The following is a 20,117-nucleotide window of genomic DNA, read 5'->3' on the forward strand; positions in this document are numbered from 1 at the left end:
TCTTACAGAAGTTACATGTTCTTTTAAAATCATTCCACTATTGACATACGATTGGATTACAGAATCAATATCTGTTTCATAAATTATTTTTGAGAGCATTTCATGAACTAGCAACCCGTAATTTACAGCAGTCTCATGATCTTCCCCCCAATGTTTGGAAGAATTCGATACAATTTTTATATCATGACTTTCCCAAGGGCTTGAAATAAAATTTTGTTGAAATTCGAACCCTTCATTTTCCTCTATTTCCTTTTGGGAACTACATTTTTCTTTTGAACCAAAAGCATAACTCAAACTAGACATATCCCAGACATTATCATCTTCTAAAGTCTTCAAATAATTGATAAACAAACCAGAAAAATAATTCAAATTCTCTTCGTCTGTTTTTGAATCTAATTTATACTCAGTAATGATATACAACTGTTCCACGGCCCTTGTTAAGGCTACGTACAATAAATTAAAATTATCTAAATACAACTCCGACTGTCTTTCTTTAAAAAGCAACTCCCCTTTTTCTCCGGTAAATCCAATATTTTTTCCACAAGAAACTCTAGACACTTTTAAATCACCAAATATAGACTCCTCAAGATCATCATACCACACCTTTGGACTCAATTCTGTATTCACACTTCTTTCACTTGGAAAGATAACTACAGGAAATTCTAATCCTTTTGATTTATGAATCGTCATGATTCTGACAGCATCTTCACTTTCAGATGCTGCAATACTTAACTTTTCTTTTTTCTGATCCCACTCCAATAAAAAAGCAGCTAAATCATGATGATTTTTTCTCTGAAAATCCAATACAAAATCTAGAAAAAACTGAACATAAGCATCTGTAAACTGTAATAACTTAAACGCTCTAATGATATACTCCACACATTCATAAAAAGGCATTTTTAAAAACAACTCATAGTTGAAAATAACATCATAATCGGCTAGTTTATTAAAAAAATCAACAGGCTCTAACTGCAACAATTCATCATAAAATGCATGATCCGATCTATTCAAAGAAATAAGATCCTTTATATAATTTAACACTTTGAACTTTGCATTCAAATCCATTGGATTCTGAATATAGCTAAGTAAATCAATAATAAACTGAACTTTTAAACTATTTTGCAACAATAAAGTTTCAGATGAAATTATAGAAATATCATTCTCTGTAAGATAATTAGCGATCTGAATTCCATCTTTCTTTGTTCTAACGATAATGCATACATCCTTCCTTTTAAAACCACTGTCTAGACCTTCAATTATTTCTAGTACTTTTCTCGGATAAGAAAGGTCTTTCTCTTCCTTTTCTAATTCTTTTTGATCTACAAAATCAACCTGCACATACCCACCAATATTTTTATTTAACTTTTGACTATTCCCAATTTGATATAAATACTCATAAGTCGGATTGGTTAAAAAAGACGCTAAATGCGAAAAAAAGGAATTATTAAAAACTATAACCTCACTAAAACTACGATAATTAGTTTCTAAGTTTTCTAATTTTTTTTCAACAAAAAAAGGATTTCTAACAACAGAATTATTTCCCTCTAACGACAAGTCAATAAATTGTTCAGCTTTCCCACCACGCCAACGATAAATGGCCTGTTTTGCATCCCCTACTAACATCAAACTTCCCCCTTCTTGAGAAAGCGTATTACTAATTAATGGGATTAAGTTCTGCCACTGCATGGCAGATGTATCCTGCATTTCATCAATAAAAAAATGCTTGAATTTTTCACCTATTCGCTCATAAATAAAAGGCGCAGGCTCATTTTTTATTTTTTCACTTATCAATGCATTGAACTCCGCACTTAAGCAAATGGTATTTTGTTCTTTGATATCATTCAACTCCTTTTGCACGTGGTTTAAAACCGCTAAAGGAATGATATCATTCAAAACCATATTTATAAGAATATAATTCCCATGGTGCTTTTCATACAACAATTTACCTTCCTCATAAATCTGCATCAAATCAGAGCTAATAGCATCTATACTATTTTGAATATCTTTTTTCGCTGTTTTTGAATAAAAAACGCCGTTGTCTAAATTCTTCTGAAGACGACCTACATATTTAATATCGTCATACTTTAAAACTCTTAATTTTGTGAATTTTATAAAATGTTTTGGTAAATCTGCACTAGAAAAACTCTTATGTTCCAAACCAGTCTGTTCTATTAAATCCAAACCTTTCTTCCCATTCTCTTCAAATAGAGTTTCTATTTTTGATTTATTCGATTTTAAAAGTTTTTCTATATTCTGAAAATCGGAAATCGTTTTCATTTGCAAACTTTGAATATAGCCTGCATCAGTTTCATTGATTAATATAGAAGCGATTGTATTTAATTCTTTTGAAACATCCCATGCTTTGTCATCCTCCACTTTTTGTAAAGAAAATGCAACTAAAATATCTGTGAGCTCTTTATTCAGTCCAATTTTTGAAATCAAAACATCGACTGCCTCACTGATCAATTTTGTCCCGTCCATCTCTACCTCAAAGTTCAATGGAAGTCCCAAATCAAAGGCGAAAGTTCGAATCAATTTATGCGTAAAACTATCAATGGTTGTGATGTTAAATGCAGAATAATTTTGCAATACATTCTCCAATATTCTTTTGGATTTTTTCTTCAATTTATTCGCATCCAATCCATTTTCATCTACAATAATATCAAACATGTCATTTGGATCTCCATCAGCAAAACTTCTCAAGTTTTCCAACACACGTTCTTTCATTTCAGCTGCCGCTTTATTGGTAAAAGTAATTGCTAAAATATTCTGAAAAACATATTCACTCTCAGAGGTAAGTAAAATTTTCAAATATTCTTTTACCAAAGTAAAAGTCTTACCACTTCCAGCTGAAGCATTATAAACTTGAAAAGAAGTTGAATTGACCATAAATTTATTTCAAAAAAAACTACCGAATCCAATATTGAATTCGGTAGTTAAAATTAAATTATTTCCCTTGAATTAAAGAATTTTTTTCATCTCTAAAGAAAACTTTTCCAATTCATAACCTTCTACCACAAAATTAACGGCTTTCGCTACGATTCTTTTGGTGTCTGAAACGATAAAACCAAGACCTACAGTAATTCTTTCTAACAAACGAAGCTGTTTTTCTTTGATTTTATTGTCTGCTATCACCACAGAAATCAAATTAAAAAATCGCTCCAATCGCGCATTTAAATTTGCGGGTGGATTGATAGGAATAGAATTTGGAGCTTTTAATATTTTCTGATAATCTGCATCGGAAATATGCAATTGACGTTTTAAATGACTGATTACCTCTTGCTCCTTATCTGAAATTTTATTATCCGAAAGTGCTAGTTTGATAATATTAGCAAAATGTCCTAAATTTCTTTTGTGTCCTCCTGTTTTGTATATATCTGCAAATGCCATTTTTTATAATTTTAAAGTTATCCTTCCTAAGATACAAAATCTCAAAAAGAAAAACACTTAAAATTATCCTAAAGCAACATCCATACTCATCATAATAATGAATCCTGCGATGAACCCCATGGTTGCAATATCGGTATATTTATCTTGTTGTGTTTCTGGAACCACCTCTTCAATCACAACAAAAATCATTGCTCCCGCAGCAAAAGCTAAAGCATACGGTAAAATAGGCTGAAATGACAAAACTGCCCAAGCCCCAAGCACTCCCGCCATAGGCTCAACAATAGCAGATAGCTGACCATACCAAAAACTTTTAAATCTACTTACTCCTTGTCTTCTTAATGGCATAGCAACAGCAAAACCTTCAGGGAAATTCTGAAGTCCTATTCCAATTGCTAAGGCTACGGCACCACCAATAGTTGCTCCGTCAAATCCAGCTGCTACACCTCCAAACAAAACTCCAACTGCCAATCCTTCTGGAATATTATGTAGCGTAATCGCCAACACCAACAAAGTTGTTTTATGCCATGGTGTTTTAATCCCTTCTGCTTCTTTAAAATTGATATGAATATGAGGTAAAACCTTATCCAATCCGAACAGAAATAAGGCTCCTAGAAAAAATCCAATCGCTGCAGGCATTACTTTGGTAAAACCCTCACCAGCACTCATTTCTATCGCTGGCGCCAACAAACTCCAAAAACTTGCTGCTACCATAACTCCACCTGTAAAACCTAACATCCCGTCTAAAACGGCCCTGTTCATGGTTTTAAAGAAAAACACTAATGACGCTCCCAGACCTGTTAAAAACCAGGTAAATAATGTGGCATACAAAGCCGCCAAAATCGGGTCTATTCCTTCTAAATAATTTACTACTTGATCTAACATTCTAATTCTTTTTTAACAAATAAATTTTTTGTGATTTGATGCGAAATAGACATAATTCTATCCCCTAATTCTATTTTCATAGAATTATCAAATACTTCAATATTTATGATTTTAATACTACTTCCCAATTTAATCCCCAAGCCATCCAAATATTTCAAGAACGACTTTGAAGAATCTTTTACTCCTAACACCACACAATTACTTCCTGCCTGTAAAGAGGAAAGCATCACATCTGTATGATGTGCAATATTTCCATTTTCATCAGGAATCGGATCTCCATGCGGATCATGCGTAGGGTATTCTAAAAATCGATCTAGTTCTTTGGTAAGTTTAATCGACTTTACATGCTCCAGCTGCTCTGCAATTTCATGCACTTCATCCCAACTGAAATCCAAATGCTTCACTAAAAAAACTTCCCATAAACGATGCTTTCTAATAACACGCACCGCTATTCCCTTCCCATTTTCTGTAAGTGATACTCCTTGGTATTTTTTATAATCGACTAATTTTTTATCCGCCAATTTTTTCACCATATCCGTTACAGAAGATGCTTTCGTTTCTAATTTTTCTGCAATAGCATTTGTACTTACAGCTTTTGACGCGGTAAGAGACAAGGTAAATATTGCCTTTAAATAATTTTCCTCAGTTTGAGACAGTTCTAAATTCATGGTGCGCAAATATATACACAATATTTATATTTACGAAAACATATTTTTAGACTTATCTAAAAATATGTTTTATCTTTGCAAAAAATTTAATTTAAAGTCATCTGTTTGGATGTCAAGTTCAAACAAAACATATATTTTCAGATTCAATGAAATACTACCTATTTATAACAGTTATATTATTCTCACTTGTTACCAAAGCTCAAACCAGTATCCTTGAAGGGATGGTAACTTCTAAGAACACACCCGTAGTTGCTAATATTTTTATAAAAAACACCCAAACCGGAACTACTTCCGATTTTGATGGAAATTATAATTTAAAGATTTCAAGCGCCAAACAAACTCTTGTCATCAGTGCTGTAGGTTTCAAAACAAAAGAATTCGAAATCAATCTTCAAGAAGGAGAAACAAAAAACTTAAACATAGAGCTTAGGGAAGATGTATTAGGTTTAGATCAAGTGGTGGTAACAGCTACAAGAGGACATTTAAACAGAAAGAAAGCACCTGTGATTGTAACGGTAACGGATGCCAAAACTCTTGAAGCAACACAATCAGTAAGTTTATCTGACGGTTTGAACTTTCAGCCAGGACTAAGAATGGAGAATAATTGCCAAAACTGCGGTACTTCTGAAGTAAAGATGAATGGATTAGGAGGTGCGTACTCTCAAATATTAATTGATAGTAGACCTATTTTTAGTTCTTTGAATAGTGTTTATGGATTGGATCAAATTCCAGCCAACATCATCAAGCAAATAGAAGTTGTTCGTGGAGGTGGTTCTGCCTTATACGGATCCAATGCCATTGCAGGAACTATCAACATCATCACCAAAGACCCTATTGAAAACAAATTTTCTATTGGCACCAACCTGGCACTGATTGACGGTCAGTCAAATGACAACACCTTATTATTTAATGGTACTGTAGTTACAGAAGATTTTAATTCCGGAATTGCTTTATTCGGAATGAAACGAAAACGTGATTCATACGACGCGGATAACGATGGATATACAGAAATTCCGCAATTGGAAAATACTTCTTTCGGATTCAAGGCATTCAACAGACCTGGAGAAAGAAAAAAAATAACTGCAGAATTCAATGCTATCAATGAGTTTAGAAGAGGTGGTAATAAACTAAATGAACTTCCATTTTTAAGCGATGTTACAGAAGAAATAAATTCTACTGTTGTCGGGGGTGGACTTACCTACGATTATCAAAGTAAAAACCTTAGAGACAAGTATTCTTTATACGCCTCTACCTCGATCTCAAAAAACGACAACTTCTATGGAGGATTGAATGGAGAAGACCCAACAGATGAAAATATCATTCAGAGCATTGAAGGATATGGAAAATCAAAAGACAACACTTTCGTTACAGGGTTTCAATTTTCTCATTTATTCAAGCAGTTTCTAAACAATAAAGGAACCTTTACTGGGGGTATTGAATATAAATACAACGACATTGATGACAGAAAGGAAAATCCAGATTTTGAACCCATCATACAAGTAACCAGATTGTATGGGATTTACGCACAACAAGAATGGATTGTAAACAATAGACTTAGATTACTTGGTGGATTAAGAGCTGACATGCACAATTTAGCAGACGAAAAAGTGGTATTCAACCCGAGAGCAAATATTTTATACAGCATTAGTAAAAACCTTAGATGGAGAACTAGTTATGCCAAAGGATTTAGAGCTCCGCAATTATACGGTGAGGATATTCATGCTGGATTGGCAGGAGGTGAAATAAGTAGAGTTAGAAACTCGGATGATTTAAAATCTGAAACTTCACATAGTTTTCTGACCTCTTTAGATTGGTCTCAAGAAATTGGTGCTGGAGATTTCTCTTTAGTGTCAGAACTTTTCTTTACGCAATTAAACGATGCTTTTGCCTTAGAACAGGGTACCGAAACGGCTCCTGATTCTGGAATTTTTGAGTGGGTAAGAGTCAACACCTCAGGTGCAAAGGTATATGGTTTGAATATGGAGTTAAAGTATACTCCTAATGAAAAATGGCTAATCCAAGCCGGAGGAACACTACAAAGATCTATTTATAATGAAAAAGTAGAATGGTCTGAAGACGAACCAGATCAAGCAACAAAAGAATTCAATGAAACACCTAATCTATATGGGAATTTTATTGTCACCTATGCACCTATAAAAGCATTTCAAAATAATTTATCTGCTGTATATACCGGACCTATGTATGTGCAACACTTAGCAGGTTACATCCCAAACGACAAACTTGAAAGAACAACTTCATTTTTTGAATTGAACTGGAAAAGTTCTTATGAATTCCATTTAGACGATCACAAGCATACTTATCTACAATTTTCTCTAGGAGTACAAAATATATTTAATTCTTATCAGAGTGATTTCGATCAAGGACCTGATAGAGATGCAACCTATAATTATGGTCCACAAAGACCAAGAACATTTTTTATGGGACTTAAATTTGGAATATAAAAAAAAGGGTGATTGAAAATTCAATCACCCTTTTTTAATTATGAAATTGAACTAATTATTGGTTGTAAAACCATGTCCTGTTCTTCTTTTATTCCTTTTACCTTTACTTTCTCCAAAAGTTACAATCAAACTTCCTGACACTTGAGTATGTGACCCAAAATTTTCATAAGTAGACTCTGAAACAAACCTGTGCACCACCTGACCATTTAAGCCAACTTTTGGTAGCACCCAATAAGTCAGGCCAACCCCTGCATTAACAGAAATAGACCTATCATTTTTATCCTTTACCAATAACCCAACTCCTCCTATCAATTGCGGCACCCACTTTTCTTCTGACAATCCAAAATCATATTTAGCAAAAAAGTCCATGATTGTGACATCATATTTATTTATAAAAAGACCGTTAATACTAGAAACACCTGTGATTGTCATTCCCGCTCCAATCGTGAAACCCTTGTCCAAATAGCGCATCACGCTCACATTTGGAATTTGAACATTAAATCCTTCGTCGACAAACCCATCGGTATTGGTACAGTCAATAAAACTTCCTCCAAAGCTAACGGCCCATTTTACTGTACTGTCCTGTGCAAATGAGTGAATACTCAAAAAAAGAAGCAGTATTAAAACAATATTTTTTCCAAACATATTACTATTTTTTCCTAAGAAACACATCTTTATTAAAATTCTTATTTTCTAAACTTTATTAAAACAAAGTCAAACTATTATTCTAATTTCTTGGTACAAATCTATCCATAATTAATTTATCTTTGACAAAATTTTTTTCTTTTGAGCAAACAAATAATTATCGATAAAATTTCTCAAGCGAATCATACGCAAAAGATAGCAGAAATACTATCGACCGAGAAAAATCATATCCATATTTCAAATCTTCTTGGTTCTTCTTTGGCATTTAATATTGCTGAAATTTTCAAAAAAAACGAAAAACCTTTTTTGATCATTTTAAACAATAAAGAAGATGCCGCGTATTTCTTAAACGACATTGAAGAAATCTTAGGTAAAAAAAATGTTTTGTTTTACCCAGGCTCTTATAGAAGACCATATCAGATAGAAGAAACGGATAATGCTAACATTTTATTGCGTGCAGAAGTTTTAAATAGAATTAATTCTCAAAAAAAACCTGCTGTAATAATAACCTACCCAACCGCTTTATTTGAAAAAGTGGTTACCAAAAAAGAATTAGAAAAAAACACTTTAAAAATTACTGCAGAGGATCAGATATCCTTAGAATTTGTAAACGAAGTCTTGTTTGAATATGAATTTAATCGAGTAGACTTTGTCTCCGAACCTGGAGAGTTTGCCGTAAGAGGTGGAATCATAGATGTTTTTTCTTTTTCAAATGATGAGCCTTATAGAATTGAATTTTTTGGAGATGAAGTTGACAGCATCAGAACATTTGATATAGAATCACAGCTCTCAACAAGTTCGCTTAAAAAGGTACACATCATGCCTAATGTAGAGAACAAACAGCTTCAAGAAAACAGAGAAAGTTTTTTCAAGTACATTTCAAATAACACAATTGTTTTCACTAAAACAACAGATATTTTATTTGACAAGCTTGATAGTTTGTATAAGAAATCCGAAGAAGCCTTTGAAAACCTCAACAATACCGTAAAACAATTTTCACCCAATGAACTTTTCATCAATAGTGCAAGCCTTAAAAAGGATCTTTTAGAATATTCAAGAGTTTCTATAAGCACCAATCAAAAGGAAAGCGACTCTAAGGATGCTTTCAATTTCAACACCAAACCACAGCCTTCTTTTAACAAGCAATTCAATTTATTGGTTGAGGACTTAAACGCAAATACAGCAAATGGCATCACAAATTATTTGTGCTGTATGAATGAAAAACAAACACAACGTTTTCATGATATTCTTTCTTCATTTACAGAAGACGATAGTCAAGTAGAAGTAAAATACAAGGCCATCGTGTTTCCGCTTCATGAAGGTTTTATCGACTATGAAAACAATATTGCTTGTTATAGTGATCATCAAATTTTTGAACGTTATCATAAATTCAATTTAAAAAACAACAACTCCAAAAAACAATCTATTACTCTTAAGGAACTGACAAATCTAGAGGGTGGAGATTATGTAACACACATGGATCATGGTGTTGGAAAATTTGGAGGACTGCAAAAAATTGATGTCGAAGGAAACAAACAAGAAGCTATTAAATTGATTTATGGAGATCGAGACATATTATATATAAGCATCCACTCTTTGCATAAAATATCAAAATTCAATGGCAAAGACGGAACCCCTCCTAAAATCTACAAATTAGGTTCTGGTGCTTGGAAGAAAATAAAACAAAAGACAAAAGCAAGGGTAAAAGAAATCGCCTTCAATTTGATCAATCTGTATGCGAAAAGAAAACTAGAAAAAGGATTCCAATACAATCAAGATAGCTATTTACAGCATGAGTTGGAAGCCAGCTTTATGTATGAAGATACCCCAGACCAGTTCAAAGCAACTCAGGATGTTAAAAAAGACATGGAAGGAGAGCAACCGATGGACCGATTGGTTTGTGGTGATGTTGGGTTTGGTAAAACCGAAGTGGCTATCCGAGCTGCATTTAAAGCCGCTGACAATGGAAAACAAGTTGCAATTTTAGTACCTACCACTATTTTAGCTTTTCAACACTTTAAAACGTTTTCTGAAAGACTAGAAGACTTTCCTATAACGGTAGAGTATCTAAACAGGTTTAGAACAACCAAACAAAGAAATGAAGTCATAAAAGGACTGAAAGATGGTCAAGTTGATATTGTAGTTGGCACGCATCAATTGGTGAGTAAAAAAGTTGAATTTAAAGACTTAGGATTGCTTATTATTGATGAAGAGCAAAAATTTGGAGTTGGCGTAAAGGACAAATTAAAAACGATTAAAGAAAATGTTGACACCCTTACTTTAACCGCAACACCAATACCAAGAACCTTGCAGTTTTCTTTGATGGCTGCTAGAGATCTATCGGTAATCACCACTCCACCACCAAACAGGCACCCAATTGAAACAAACGTAATTCGTTTCAATGAAGAAGAACTGAGGGATGCACTGACTTATGAAATATCTAGAGGTGGACAGGCCTATTTTGTGCACAACCGAGTAGATAACATTAAAGAAGTTGCCGGTATGATCCAACGCCTTGTTCCTGATGCAAAAATTGGTATCGGCCACGGACAAATGGACGGAAAAAAACTAGAGGAATTAATGCTCGCATTTATGCGTGGCGACTTTGATGTTTTGGTAGCCACCACAATCATTGAAAGTGGATTAGATGTCCCAAATGCCAATACTATTTTTATCAATAATGCCAATAATTTCGGATTATCTGACTTGCATCAAATGAGAGGTCGAGTTGGAAGATCTAACAAAAAAGCCTTTTGTTATTTTATCACCCCTCCTTATCATATGATGACGGATGAAGCTCGCAAAAGAATAGAAGCTTTAGAATTATTCTCTGATTTGGGAAGTGGTATCAATATCGCTATGAAAGATTTGGAAATCCGAGGAGCTGGAGATTTATTAGGAGGTGAGCAAAGTGGGTTTATAAATGATATCGGTTTTGATACTTATCAAAAGATTTTAAAAGAAGCGATCAGCGAACTTAAAGAAAATGAGTTCAAAGAATTATATCCAACCGACGAAACTGTTGCAAAAGAATATGTAAAAGACATTCAAATTGACACGGACTTTGAGATATTATTTCCAGATGATTATATCAATATTGTTTCAGAAAGACTTTTATTATACAACGAATTAGGAGAGTTAGAAAACGAAATACAACTCAAAGAATTTGAGAAAAAACTTATCGATCGTTTTGGTGAAATCCCAAGTCAGGTTGATGATTTATTAGACAGTGTTCGCATCAAATGGCTGGCAAAAAAATTAGGAATCGAAAAACTTATTCTTAAGAAAAAAAGAATGATCGGATACTTTCTATCTGACCAACAAAGTGAATTTTATAACACCGAAGAGTTTAACTCTATGCTGAAATACGTTCAAAAAAACTCAAAAATGTGCGTTATGAAAGAAAAAGAGACGAAAAACGGCCTAAGATTATTAGTCACTTTTATCAAAATTGATTCCGTTAAGAAAGCACTACAAACCCTAGAGGCTATTTAAGATAAAACATATGAACAAAAATTCCTTAAAAAACATAGCAGAATTAAATTTCTCTGTACTCTTAATAAGTAGTGCTGCCGTTTTAGTTAGATTTATTCCATTGGATCCTGCTTTGATTTCTTTTTGGAGAGGTCTGATAGCTTTTATCGTACTCGGAGTTGTGATGCTATTCAATAAAACATCTTTTAAAGTTTCTGACCCCAAAGATAGACGAAGACTCTTTTCATCTTCTTTATTATTTGCACTACATTGGGTGAGCTATTTTTACGCATTGCAAGTTTCATCTGTGGCTATAGGAATGCTATCTTTATTTACCTTTCCCGTGATCACTGCTTTTATTGAGCCAATTTATTTCAAAACAAAATTTAATAAAAGACACTTAATTCTCGCCATTATTGTTCTATTAGGACTTTATATTATGGCTCCAGAAATCAACTTTAAAAACGATAGCACCAAAGGAATTATTGCCGGAGTTTCTTCTGGAGTATTTTTTGCGATGAGAAACCTCACCATGAAATCCAATTCCTCAAAATACAACAGCTCAGTATTGATGTTTTATCAGTTTCTATTCGTTGGAATCGTTTTCACACCATTTTTGTTCCTATACCCAACCACTCAAACCGCTGAATTCTTTCCTTACATTTTGTGTTTAGGCATATTTACCACAGCAATTGGACACACCATTTTTGTAAAAAGTCTTAAAAATTTTGATGTTGCAACAGCTAGTATCATCGCAAGTTCTCAACCTGTTTTTGGTATTTTAATGGGAGTCTTTTTCCTCAAAGAAATCCCAAGTTTTTTAACAATTATTGGCGGAGCAATGATACTTTCCACAGTATTCATTGAGAGCTTTTTGGCAAATAAAAAGTAGGTCTCCCTCAACTCACGTATCACGAACTCTCTCTCAAATGAGCAAATTTTACCATAATTCCTTTCAGATTTAAATATCAAGGTAATTTTTGATTCGAAAATTAAAGTTATATTTAGTAGCTTTACATTCTGTTTTATAAACGTATTTTATACAATTATAAAAAATAACTTAAATACACAAAAATGAACAAATTACATTTCATCGCAATTGTTGCATTGAGCATTCTTACCGGATGCAAGTCGAACGAGAAAGCGGAAAAGAAAACTGCTACCAAACCAAACGTTATCGTTATTTACACAGATGACTTAGGTTATGGAGATATTGGAGCCAATGGTGCTACAGAAATAAAAACACCAAATATAGACAAACTTGCTGCTGGCGGGATGCGTTTTACAAACGGATATGCGAGCTCTGCAACCTGTACACCAAGTAGATATGCCTTATTGACAGGTGTGTATCCTTGGAAAAATAAAAACGCTAAAATTCTTCCTGGTACTGCTCCATTAATCATTAGTACAGAACAGATGACTTTGCCGAAAATGCTGAAATCTCAAGGTTACCAAACAGGAATTGTTGGTAAATGGCACCTTGGATTAGGTTCAGGAAATGTGGATTGGAATAAAACCGTTTCTCCAGGTCCGAACCAAGTAGGATTTGATTATTCTTATATCATGGCAGCAACACAAGATCGTGTTCCTACAGTTTATATTGAAAACGGTGACGTTGTAGGACTAGACCCTAATGACCCTATTGAAATTGATTACAAAAACAATTTCCCTGGTCAAACAAGTGGTAAGGACAACCCTGAATTGACTACCATGAAATGGCACCATGGACATAATAACACTATTGTAAATGGAATTCCAAGAATTGGATACATGAAAGGTGGTGAGGCTGCTAAATGGAGTGATGTTGATATGGCCGATCACTTCTTAAAAGGAGCTCAAGATTATGTAAGAAAACACAAAGACGGACCTTTCTTTTTGTACTATGGGATGCAACAACCACACGTACCAAGAACTCCACACCCACGTTTTGTAGGAAAATCTGGATTAGGACCTAGAGGTGATGTAATTGTTGAAGCTGATTGGATTATTGGTGAATTTATAAAAACCCTAAAAGAAGAAGGGTTATTAGAAAACACATTGATCGTTTTCTCTAGTGATAACGGACCTGTTTTAAACGATGGATACTATGACGATGCTGTTGAAAAACTAGGAAAACACACTCCTGCTGGAGTTTTACGTGGAGGTAAATACAGTCTATTCGAAGCAGGAACTCATGTACCTTTTATCACATCATGGAAAGGAACTATCAAACCAGGAGTTTCAGATGCATTGGTGTGTCAAATGGATTTATTATCTTCTGTAGCAGCACTGATCGGTTCAGATATCAAAACAAGTGATAGTGAAAATGTAATCGACGCATTATTAGGAAACTCTAAACAAGGTAGAAAAGACTTAGTTTTAGAGGCAAGTGCTAAAACAGCTTACCGTAATGGAGACTGGGCAATGATCCCTCCTTACAAAGGAAAACCAGTTTTAACTCAAGTGAATATTGAACTAGGAAACTCTTCTGAATACCAACTTTACAATTTAAACGAAGATCCTAGTCAACAAAATAATTTAGCCTCTACAAACAAAGCTAAATTAGAAGAAATGATTGAAGGATACACAGCAATTAGAGGAAAACAAACTCAAAAAATAAAAGAGATAGAATTGAAATAAACCTATCATCTTTTCAACACCATAAAAACCACTTAGTGATACTAAGTGGTTTTTTTCATTTAATAATACCGTATTTTTGTAGCAACACTGAATCATTTTTAATGAATGAATTAAAATGGACAAACTGGTCTCATTCTTTTAGCTCTTTTCCCAAGCAAATTTTATCTCCAAGTACAGAGAAAGAAATTATTGGAATTGTAAAGGAAGCAAAAAAAACAAAATCAAAAATAAAAATTGTTGGTTCTGGACATTCATGCTCTCAAATTGCAGAGACCAAATCAGGTATATTAATCTCCCTTGAAAAATATAATTCTATACTTTCTTTCAACCCAAAAACGCTTACTTTAAAAGTTAAAGCTGGAATTTCACTTAAAGATATTTGTATTTTTCTAAAGAAAAACAATGCAGCTTTGGCTAATATGGGAACCATAGACCCGCAGTCCATTGCTGGAGCGATTAGTACAGGAACTCATGGAACAGGCATCAAATATGGAGCATTAGACCAACAGATTACGTCCATAGAACTCATTACCTCGAACGGGGAATTAATTGAAGTTAACAAAACTAAAAACGAAGCATTTTTTAACGAGACAATCTTAAACCTAGGCGCGCTTGGAATCATCTCTAAAGTCACCATACAATGTGTTCCCTTTTACAACCTAGAAGTAAATGCAAAAAGTATTTCTTTTGATGAAATGCTTCACAGTTTCCAACTCATTCAATCTAACGATTATTTAAGGTTTTGGTGGGTACCCCATACGGATAAAGTGCAATTATGGAAAGCTAACAAAACTCAAAAACCACCTACGAAGCAAAATAAAATTTCAGCCTGGATTGACGGAACTCTAAAAGGAAATATAATCCATGAAATAGGACTTTGGCTTACTTCTTTTAAGCCTAACCTGATCCCAAAACTAAATGATTTCATGCATTATTTATTATTTGCAAAAAGGAATTATGAGATTGGCGATTTTCATAGGATGTTCACCTTGGATATCAATGTCAAGCAGTCAGTGATGGAGTATGGTATCCCAATTGAAAAAACAAAAAACGTCATTTCAGAAATCCGAACCCTTATTTCAAAAGAAAATTTTAAGGTTCACATGCCCATAGAATTAAGATTTGCTCCAAAAAATGATGCTATTTTAAGCATGTCATATAAGAGAGATACTTGTTATATAGGTATTATTTCATACAAACCTTTTGGAAAAGAAATTGAACATGATATCTACTTTGAAAAAGTGCACCAAATATTCAAAAAATATGACGGAAGACCCCACTGGGCAAAAAAACACTTTTATAAAACAGAGGAATTAGAAAATCTTTATCCACAATGGACTAATTTCAAGTCACATAAAAATCAAATGGATCCAATCAAAATGTTTGAAAATGATTTTCTAAAAACACTCTTCAATTGACATTAGATCGTATTTATTATATTTTACCCCCTACTATAGAGCAATAAACCCCGCTCAGCAATCTAAAACAGATTGTAATTTTGTTTCACAAGTTTTTCTCATTGAAAATATCTAAGATGAAACATATCCTTTCCATAGCAGCTATCATAATTCTAACCCTTACTTCATGTAAGAAAACAGAAGTAAAAAAACACTCAGAAAACCAACTCCCAAACATCATAATCATTTATACAGATGACCTTGGCTATGGAGACATCAGTGCAAATGGAGCGAGACATCTTTCTACCCCTAATATAGATTTTCTAGCCAATGGCGGAATTCGTTTCACAAATGGTTACGCAAGTTCGGCTACCTGTACACCTAGTAGATATGCCTTACTCACCGGTGAATATCCATGGAAAAACAAAAAAGCCAAAATTCTTCCAGGAACAGCACCTCTCTTGATAAAACCAGATCAAATAACAATCCCAAAAATGCTTAAAACTAAAGGTTATGACACAGGAATTGTGGGTAAATGGCATCTTGGTTTAGGGAATGGCAATGTAGACTGGAATAAAAAGATCACCCCAAGTCCTAATGAGGTTGGTTTTGATTACTCCTATATCATGGCGGCAACTCAGGACAGAGTTCCTACGGTCTATATTAAAAATGGAAATGTAGTAAACTTAGACCCATCGGACCCTATAGAAATAAATTACGATCACAATTACAAAGGCCAACCTACTGGAGCAGAAAACCCTGAATTACTAAGCATGAAATGGCATACCGGACATAAAAACACCATTGTAAATGGAATTCCAAGAATTGGATTTATGAAAGGTGGAGAAGCTGCAAAATGGAATGATGTTGACATGGCTGATCACTTTTTAAAGAAAGCTCAAAATTTTGTAAAAACACATAAAAAAAATCCTTTTTTCCTATACTACGCCATGCAACAACCCCATGTCCCAAGAACTCCACATCCAAGATTTAAAGGAAAATCGGGACTAGGACCTAGAGGTGATGTCATTTTAGAAGCTGATTGGTGCATTGGAGAATTTATAAAAACCTTAAAAAATGAAGATGTTCTAGACAATACTTTGATTATTTTTTCAAGCGATAATGGACCCGTTCTTAATGACGGTTATTATGATGACGCAGTTGAAAAACTTGGAAATCACAACCCATGGGGACCTTTTAGAGGTGGAAAATATAGTTTATTTGAAGCTGGCACACATGTTCCATTTATTACCTATTGGAAAAACAAAATTCAACCGAAAACTTCAGAAGCTCTTGTTTGTCAAATGGACTTATTAAGCTCATTGGCTCAATTGGTTGGGAGCGACTTAAGATCAAAGGACAGCGCAGAACTACTAAACACCTTTATAGGAACTTCTGATCAAGGGCGTACAAACCTGATTATTGAGGCAACCACAAGAACTGCATTAAGACACAAAAATTGGGTCATGATTCCTCCTTATGAAGGAGAGGCTATTATTGAATCTGTAAACATAGAAATTGGTAATTCTAATAGCTATCAACTTTACGATCTTTCAACCGACAAAGGGCAGCAGAAAAATTTAGCAGAAACAAACCCAAAGAAACTGCAAGAACTGATACGAATATTTGAAAATAAAAGAGGGAGTGACTATAGTAATATCGAATTAATTGAACTAAAATAGCATCGCTATATCACCTCAAACAATTTACCCGGCAAGGGTCGTATCAAGCCTTTCATTTCTAACTGAAACAAAATAGAGGCAGTTTTATGTATTAAAATATCACACTCCAAAGCAATAATATCCAAGAGTTCTTTTTTTCTCTGACTTAGGTAGTCAAAAACTTTTTGCTCATCTTCTTGTAAATCGAGAAACAAAGTAGGCTGAATTACTTTCTTCGACTTTTCTTTTTTCCATCCAAGGAGATCAATCAAATCGGCAGCCGATGTAATCAGAGCCGCTTTATTCGATCTTATCAAATTATTACAGCCGGCGCTGTACACGTCCGTACTTCTTCCCGGGGCCGCAAAGACATCTCTTCCGTATGAATTTGCAATAGTTGCTGTCGCCAAAGAACCTCCTCTTGAAGCCGACTCTATGACAATCGTAGCTTCAGAAATACCTGCTACTATTCTATTTCGTTTTAAAAAATTTTCTTTCAAGGGCTGTTCCTCACTCCAAAACTCAGAGATAAAACCGCCGCGCTCATACATTTCTGCCATGTATTTTTTATGAACCTTAGGATACACCTGATCCAAACCATGTGCAAAAACCCCTACGGTCTGAAGTTTATGTTCCAAGGCCGCTCGATGCGCACAAATATCCACACCATAAGCAAAACCACTAATTATCATAGGATCATAACCGGAGAGACCATCGATCAAATCCCGACAAAAATCTTTACCATAGTTTGTCATATTTCTAGTACCTACAACACTCAAAATTTTTTTATTATCAAAATCAAAATCACCATCCTTAAAAAAGAGAAAAGGACCATCGATACAATTTTTCAAATAAGAGGGATAAGATTCCTCTAGAAAATAACAAGGTTTTATAGCATTCTTCTGCAAAAACAAAAGCTCTTTTTCTGCTTCTTTTAAAGTTTCCGAATCAAATATATTTTTCAACAAAACCGTACCGATTCCATTAATTTTTTGAAGTGTTTTAGAACGTTCCTCAAACACACTTTTGGGACTACCGCAAGTCTCAATAAGCTTTTTTGCAATGATATCCCCTACCCCTTTGACCCTTTGCAGAGCCAAGGCATACAATAATTCGTTCTCTTTCATCTCGTAACAATTTGATATATAAGTTACAAAATAAATGTTCATAATTTTTTAATAACATGATCATTCTCGAATAAGATTTTATATATATTTGTTTTATGCAGTTATCAAAATACATCAGCGATTTATTGTACCGTTACGAATGTGTAATCGTACCTGGTTTTGGAGGATTTGTTTCAAATTCAATTTCATCTACTATCAATCATTATACGCATACGTTTACACCTCCAACTAAGAAATTAAGTTTCAATAGTCAGTTGGTAAACAATGATGGGTTACTTGCTAACTATATCGCTTCCTCAGAAAACATTTCTTTTGAAGAAGCAATTCAAAAAATTGAATTAGCCGTTGCAAATTGGAATACTCTTTTAAAAGATAATTCTATTGACTTAAAAGCAATTGGTACGTTACGCTTAAACAAGGAAAATAAAATTATTTTTGCTCCTGTTGAAACTACAAATTATCTAGCGAGTTCTTTTGGACTTGACACCTTCCAATCAGATGCTATAAAACGAGTTGAATACAAACAAAAAGTAACACAACTTGAAACATCTGAAAAAAGAAAATCACCAGGATATTTAAAATACGCCGCCACTGTTGCTGCATTTTTAACTATCGGAGCTCTTAGCTATAATTCGGTTTACCAGAAAAAAACCTCAAGTCTTGCCAAAGAATATCAAGAGACTGTTTCAAGAAAAATACAAGAAGCTACTTTTGTAATCAGTAATCCTTTGCCAGAAATCAATTTGGATGTAGTTAAAAAAGAACTTCCAAAAAAGTTTCATTTAATTGCAGGTGCCTTTTCTGAAAAAGCCAATGCTTTGAAAAAAGTAAACCAATTAAAGAAAAAAGGCTTCAATGCGCAAATTGTAGGAGTTAACAAATGGGGACTTACTCAAGTAAGTTTTGAAAGTTACACCACAAGAAAAGAAGCTAAAGAACACTTAAAAATTATCAAAAAGAATATTGCAAAAGACGCTTGGCTTTACATCAAATAAGCCTTAGTTCTTTTTCAAAAAATCAGATAGTACCGTAAGCATTTCATCCTTGTTTTCTATATGAGACATATGTCCTTCTGAAAATCTATGCACCACGGTTTCTGTACCTGAAACCTGATCTAACAAATCTTCTAGTTTTAAAACAGGATCTTTTTCTCCAATAATCATAATTTTTGGATAGGGCCCGAAATGCAATAACACCTCTCTATCATTTCTAATTTTCATTCCCTCCAAGGCAGCAATAATTCCTTGTTTGGATGTTTTCAATGCCTCTTTCTTTACTTCATTGATTTCTGCTCTGTATAATTTTCTATTCTTTGACCTAAAGAGCATTGGTATAGAATTTCTAATAAATGACGTATGGTTTTCCTTTACAATTTGAATCGCTCTATCACGTCCAATTTGTTTTTCTTCAGAATCGGCACGACTTGTTGAGTTTAACAAACAGAGTCCTTTTACATTATCCGGAAAAAACTCTGCAAAAGCCAATGCCACATAGCCTCCCATTGAATGCCCGATTAAAAAAGCTTTTCTAATTTTCAAATGATACAGCACCTCTTGAACAGCTTCTGCCATCTGCTCCATTGTATGCACATATCCTAAATTTTCCGACAAACCATGTCCCAACAAATCAATTGCTATCACACGGTATCTTTGTGACAAGAATGCGACTGTAGAATTCCACATGGTTGTATTTTCCAAAAACCCATGTAACAATACTACCGCAGTTCCAGAACCGGTTTCTGTAAAATGAATTTGTGTGTTTTTATAAGAAACAAACATATAGTTAAAAGTGT

The 20,117-nt window shown here is 34.0% G+C and carries 14 protein-coding genes; 7 read left to right on the top strand and 7 right to left on the bottom strand.

Going from position 1 to position 20,117, the window contains the following annotated elements; genetic code table 11:
- The 4 genes from P8H68_RS08775 to P8H68_RS08790 all read right to left on the bottom strand — a co-directional run.
- The coding region (locus tag P8H68_RS08775; protein ID WP_300323638.1) for a UvrD-helicase domain-containing protein at nucleotides 1-2,889 on the bottom strand (2,889 nt) is incomplete at its 3' end.
- A gap of 72 nt (nucleotides 2,890-2,961) precedes the next feature.
- Nucleotides 2,962-3,390: a TerB family tellurite resistance protein gene (locus P8H68_RS08780; RefSeq protein ID WP_300323641.1), complete on the bottom strand. Its 429-nt coding sequence runs from the start codon at nucleotides 3,388-3,390 to the stop codon at nucleotides 2,962-2,964.
- A 63-nt stretch (nucleotides 3,391-3,453) separates the two neighbouring features.
- Entirely contained in the window at nucleotides 3,454-4,272 is an 819-nt protein-coding gene (locus tag P8H68_RS08785; protein ID WP_300323645.1) for a ZIP family metal transporter, read from the bottom strand.
- Nucleotides 4,266-4,940 (bottom strand): metal-dependent transcriptional regulator, encoded by a 675-nt coding sequence (locus P8H68_RS08790; RefSeq protein ID WP_300323648.1) that lies wholly within the window; start codon nucleotides 4,938-4,940, stop codon nucleotides 4,266-4,268. The genes P8H68_RS08785 and P8H68_RS08790 overlap by 7 nt, the downstream gene beginning before the upstream one ends.
- Before the next feature lie 146 nt (nucleotides 4,941-5,086).
- Between P8H68_RS08790 and P8H68_RS08795 the strand changes: the two genes are divergently transcribed.
- A complete protein-coding gene (locus P8H68_RS08795; protein WP_300323651.1) occupies nucleotides 5,087-7,402 on the top strand; it encodes a TonB-dependent receptor in 2,316 nt (771 codons plus the stop codon).
- A gap of 51 nt (nucleotides 7,403-7,453) precedes the next feature.
- Here P8H68_RS08795 and P8H68_RS08800 read toward each other — a convergent pair whose 3' ends face one another.
- On the bottom strand, nucleotides 7,454-8,008 hold the full coding sequence (locus P8H68_RS08800; protein WP_300323654.1) for a hypothetical protein: 555 nt from the start codon (nucleotides 8,006-8,008) through the stop codon (nucleotides 7,454-7,456).
- 180 nt (nucleotides 8,009-8,188) lie between these two features.
- Between P8H68_RS08800 and mfd the strand changes: the two genes are divergently transcribed.
- The 5 genes from mfd (at nucleotide 8,189) to P8H68_RS08825 (ending at nucleotide 17,219) form a co-directional block, all read left to right on the top strand.
- On the top strand, nucleotides 8,189-11,542 hold the full coding sequence (gene mfd / locus P8H68_RS08805; RefSeq protein ID WP_300323657.1) for a transcription-repair coupling factor: 3,354 nt from the start codon (nucleotides 8,189-8,191) through the stop codon (nucleotides 11,540-11,542).
- A gap of 10 nt (nucleotides 11,543-11,552) precedes the next feature.
- Complete coding sequence (locus tag P8H68_RS08810) at nucleotides 11,553-12,413, top strand: DMT family transporter (RefSeq protein ID WP_300323660.1); 861 nt, start codon at nucleotides 11,553-11,555, stop codon at nucleotides 12,411-12,413.
- A 182-nt stretch (nucleotides 12,414-12,595) separates the two neighbouring features.
- Nucleotides 12,596-14,140, top strand: a complete 1,545-nt coding sequence (locus P8H68_RS08815; protein ID WP_300323663.1) for an arylsulfatase — start codon at nucleotides 12,596-12,598, stop codon at nucleotides 14,138-14,140.
- Nucleotides 14,141-14,241: 101 nt separating this feature from the next.
- A complete protein-coding gene (locus tag P8H68_RS08820; RefSeq protein WP_300323665.1) occupies nucleotides 14,242-15,558 on the top strand; it encodes a D-arabinono-1,4-lactone oxidase in 1,317 nt (438 codons plus the stop codon).
- 116 nt (nucleotides 15,559-15,674) lie between these two features.
- Complete coding sequence (locus P8H68_RS08825; RefSeq protein WP_300323668.1) at nucleotides 15,675-17,219, top strand: arylsulfatase; 1,545 nt, start codon at nucleotides 15,675-15,677, stop codon at nucleotides 17,217-17,219.
- A 5-nt stretch (nucleotides 17,220-17,224) separates the two neighbouring features.
- Here P8H68_RS08825 and dprA read toward each other — a convergent pair whose 3' ends face one another.
- On the bottom strand, nucleotides 17,225-18,325 hold the full coding sequence (gene dprA, locus P8H68_RS08830) for a DNA-processing protein DprA (protein WP_300323671.1): 1,101 nt from the start codon (nucleotides 18,323-18,325) through the stop codon (nucleotides 17,225-17,227).
- Between the two features lie 95 nt (nucleotides 18,326-18,420).
- On the opposite strand from dprA, the gene P8H68_RS08835 reads away from it, so the two are divergent.
- Nucleotides 18,421-19,320 (top strand): SPOR domain-containing protein, encoded by a 900-nt coding sequence (locus tag P8H68_RS08835; protein ID WP_300323674.1) that lies wholly within the window; start codon nucleotides 18,421-18,423, stop codon nucleotides 19,318-19,320.
- Nucleotides 19,321-19,323: 3 nt separating this feature from the next.
- Here P8H68_RS08835 and P8H68_RS08840 read toward each other — a convergent pair whose 3' ends face one another.
- Nucleotides 19,324-20,103, bottom strand: coding sequence for an alpha/beta hydrolase (locus tag P8H68_RS08840; protein ID WP_300323677.1), 780 nt, complete (start codon nucleotides 20,101-20,103; stop codon nucleotides 19,324-19,326).
- Between the last annotated feature and the right edge of the window lie 14 nt (nucleotides 20,104-20,117).

The sequence above is a fragment of the Flavicella sp. genome (assembly GCF_029238425.1).
In the GTDB taxonomy this organism is placed as follows: Bacteria; Bacteroidota; Bacteroidia; order Flavobacteriales; family Flavobacteriaceae; genus Flavicella.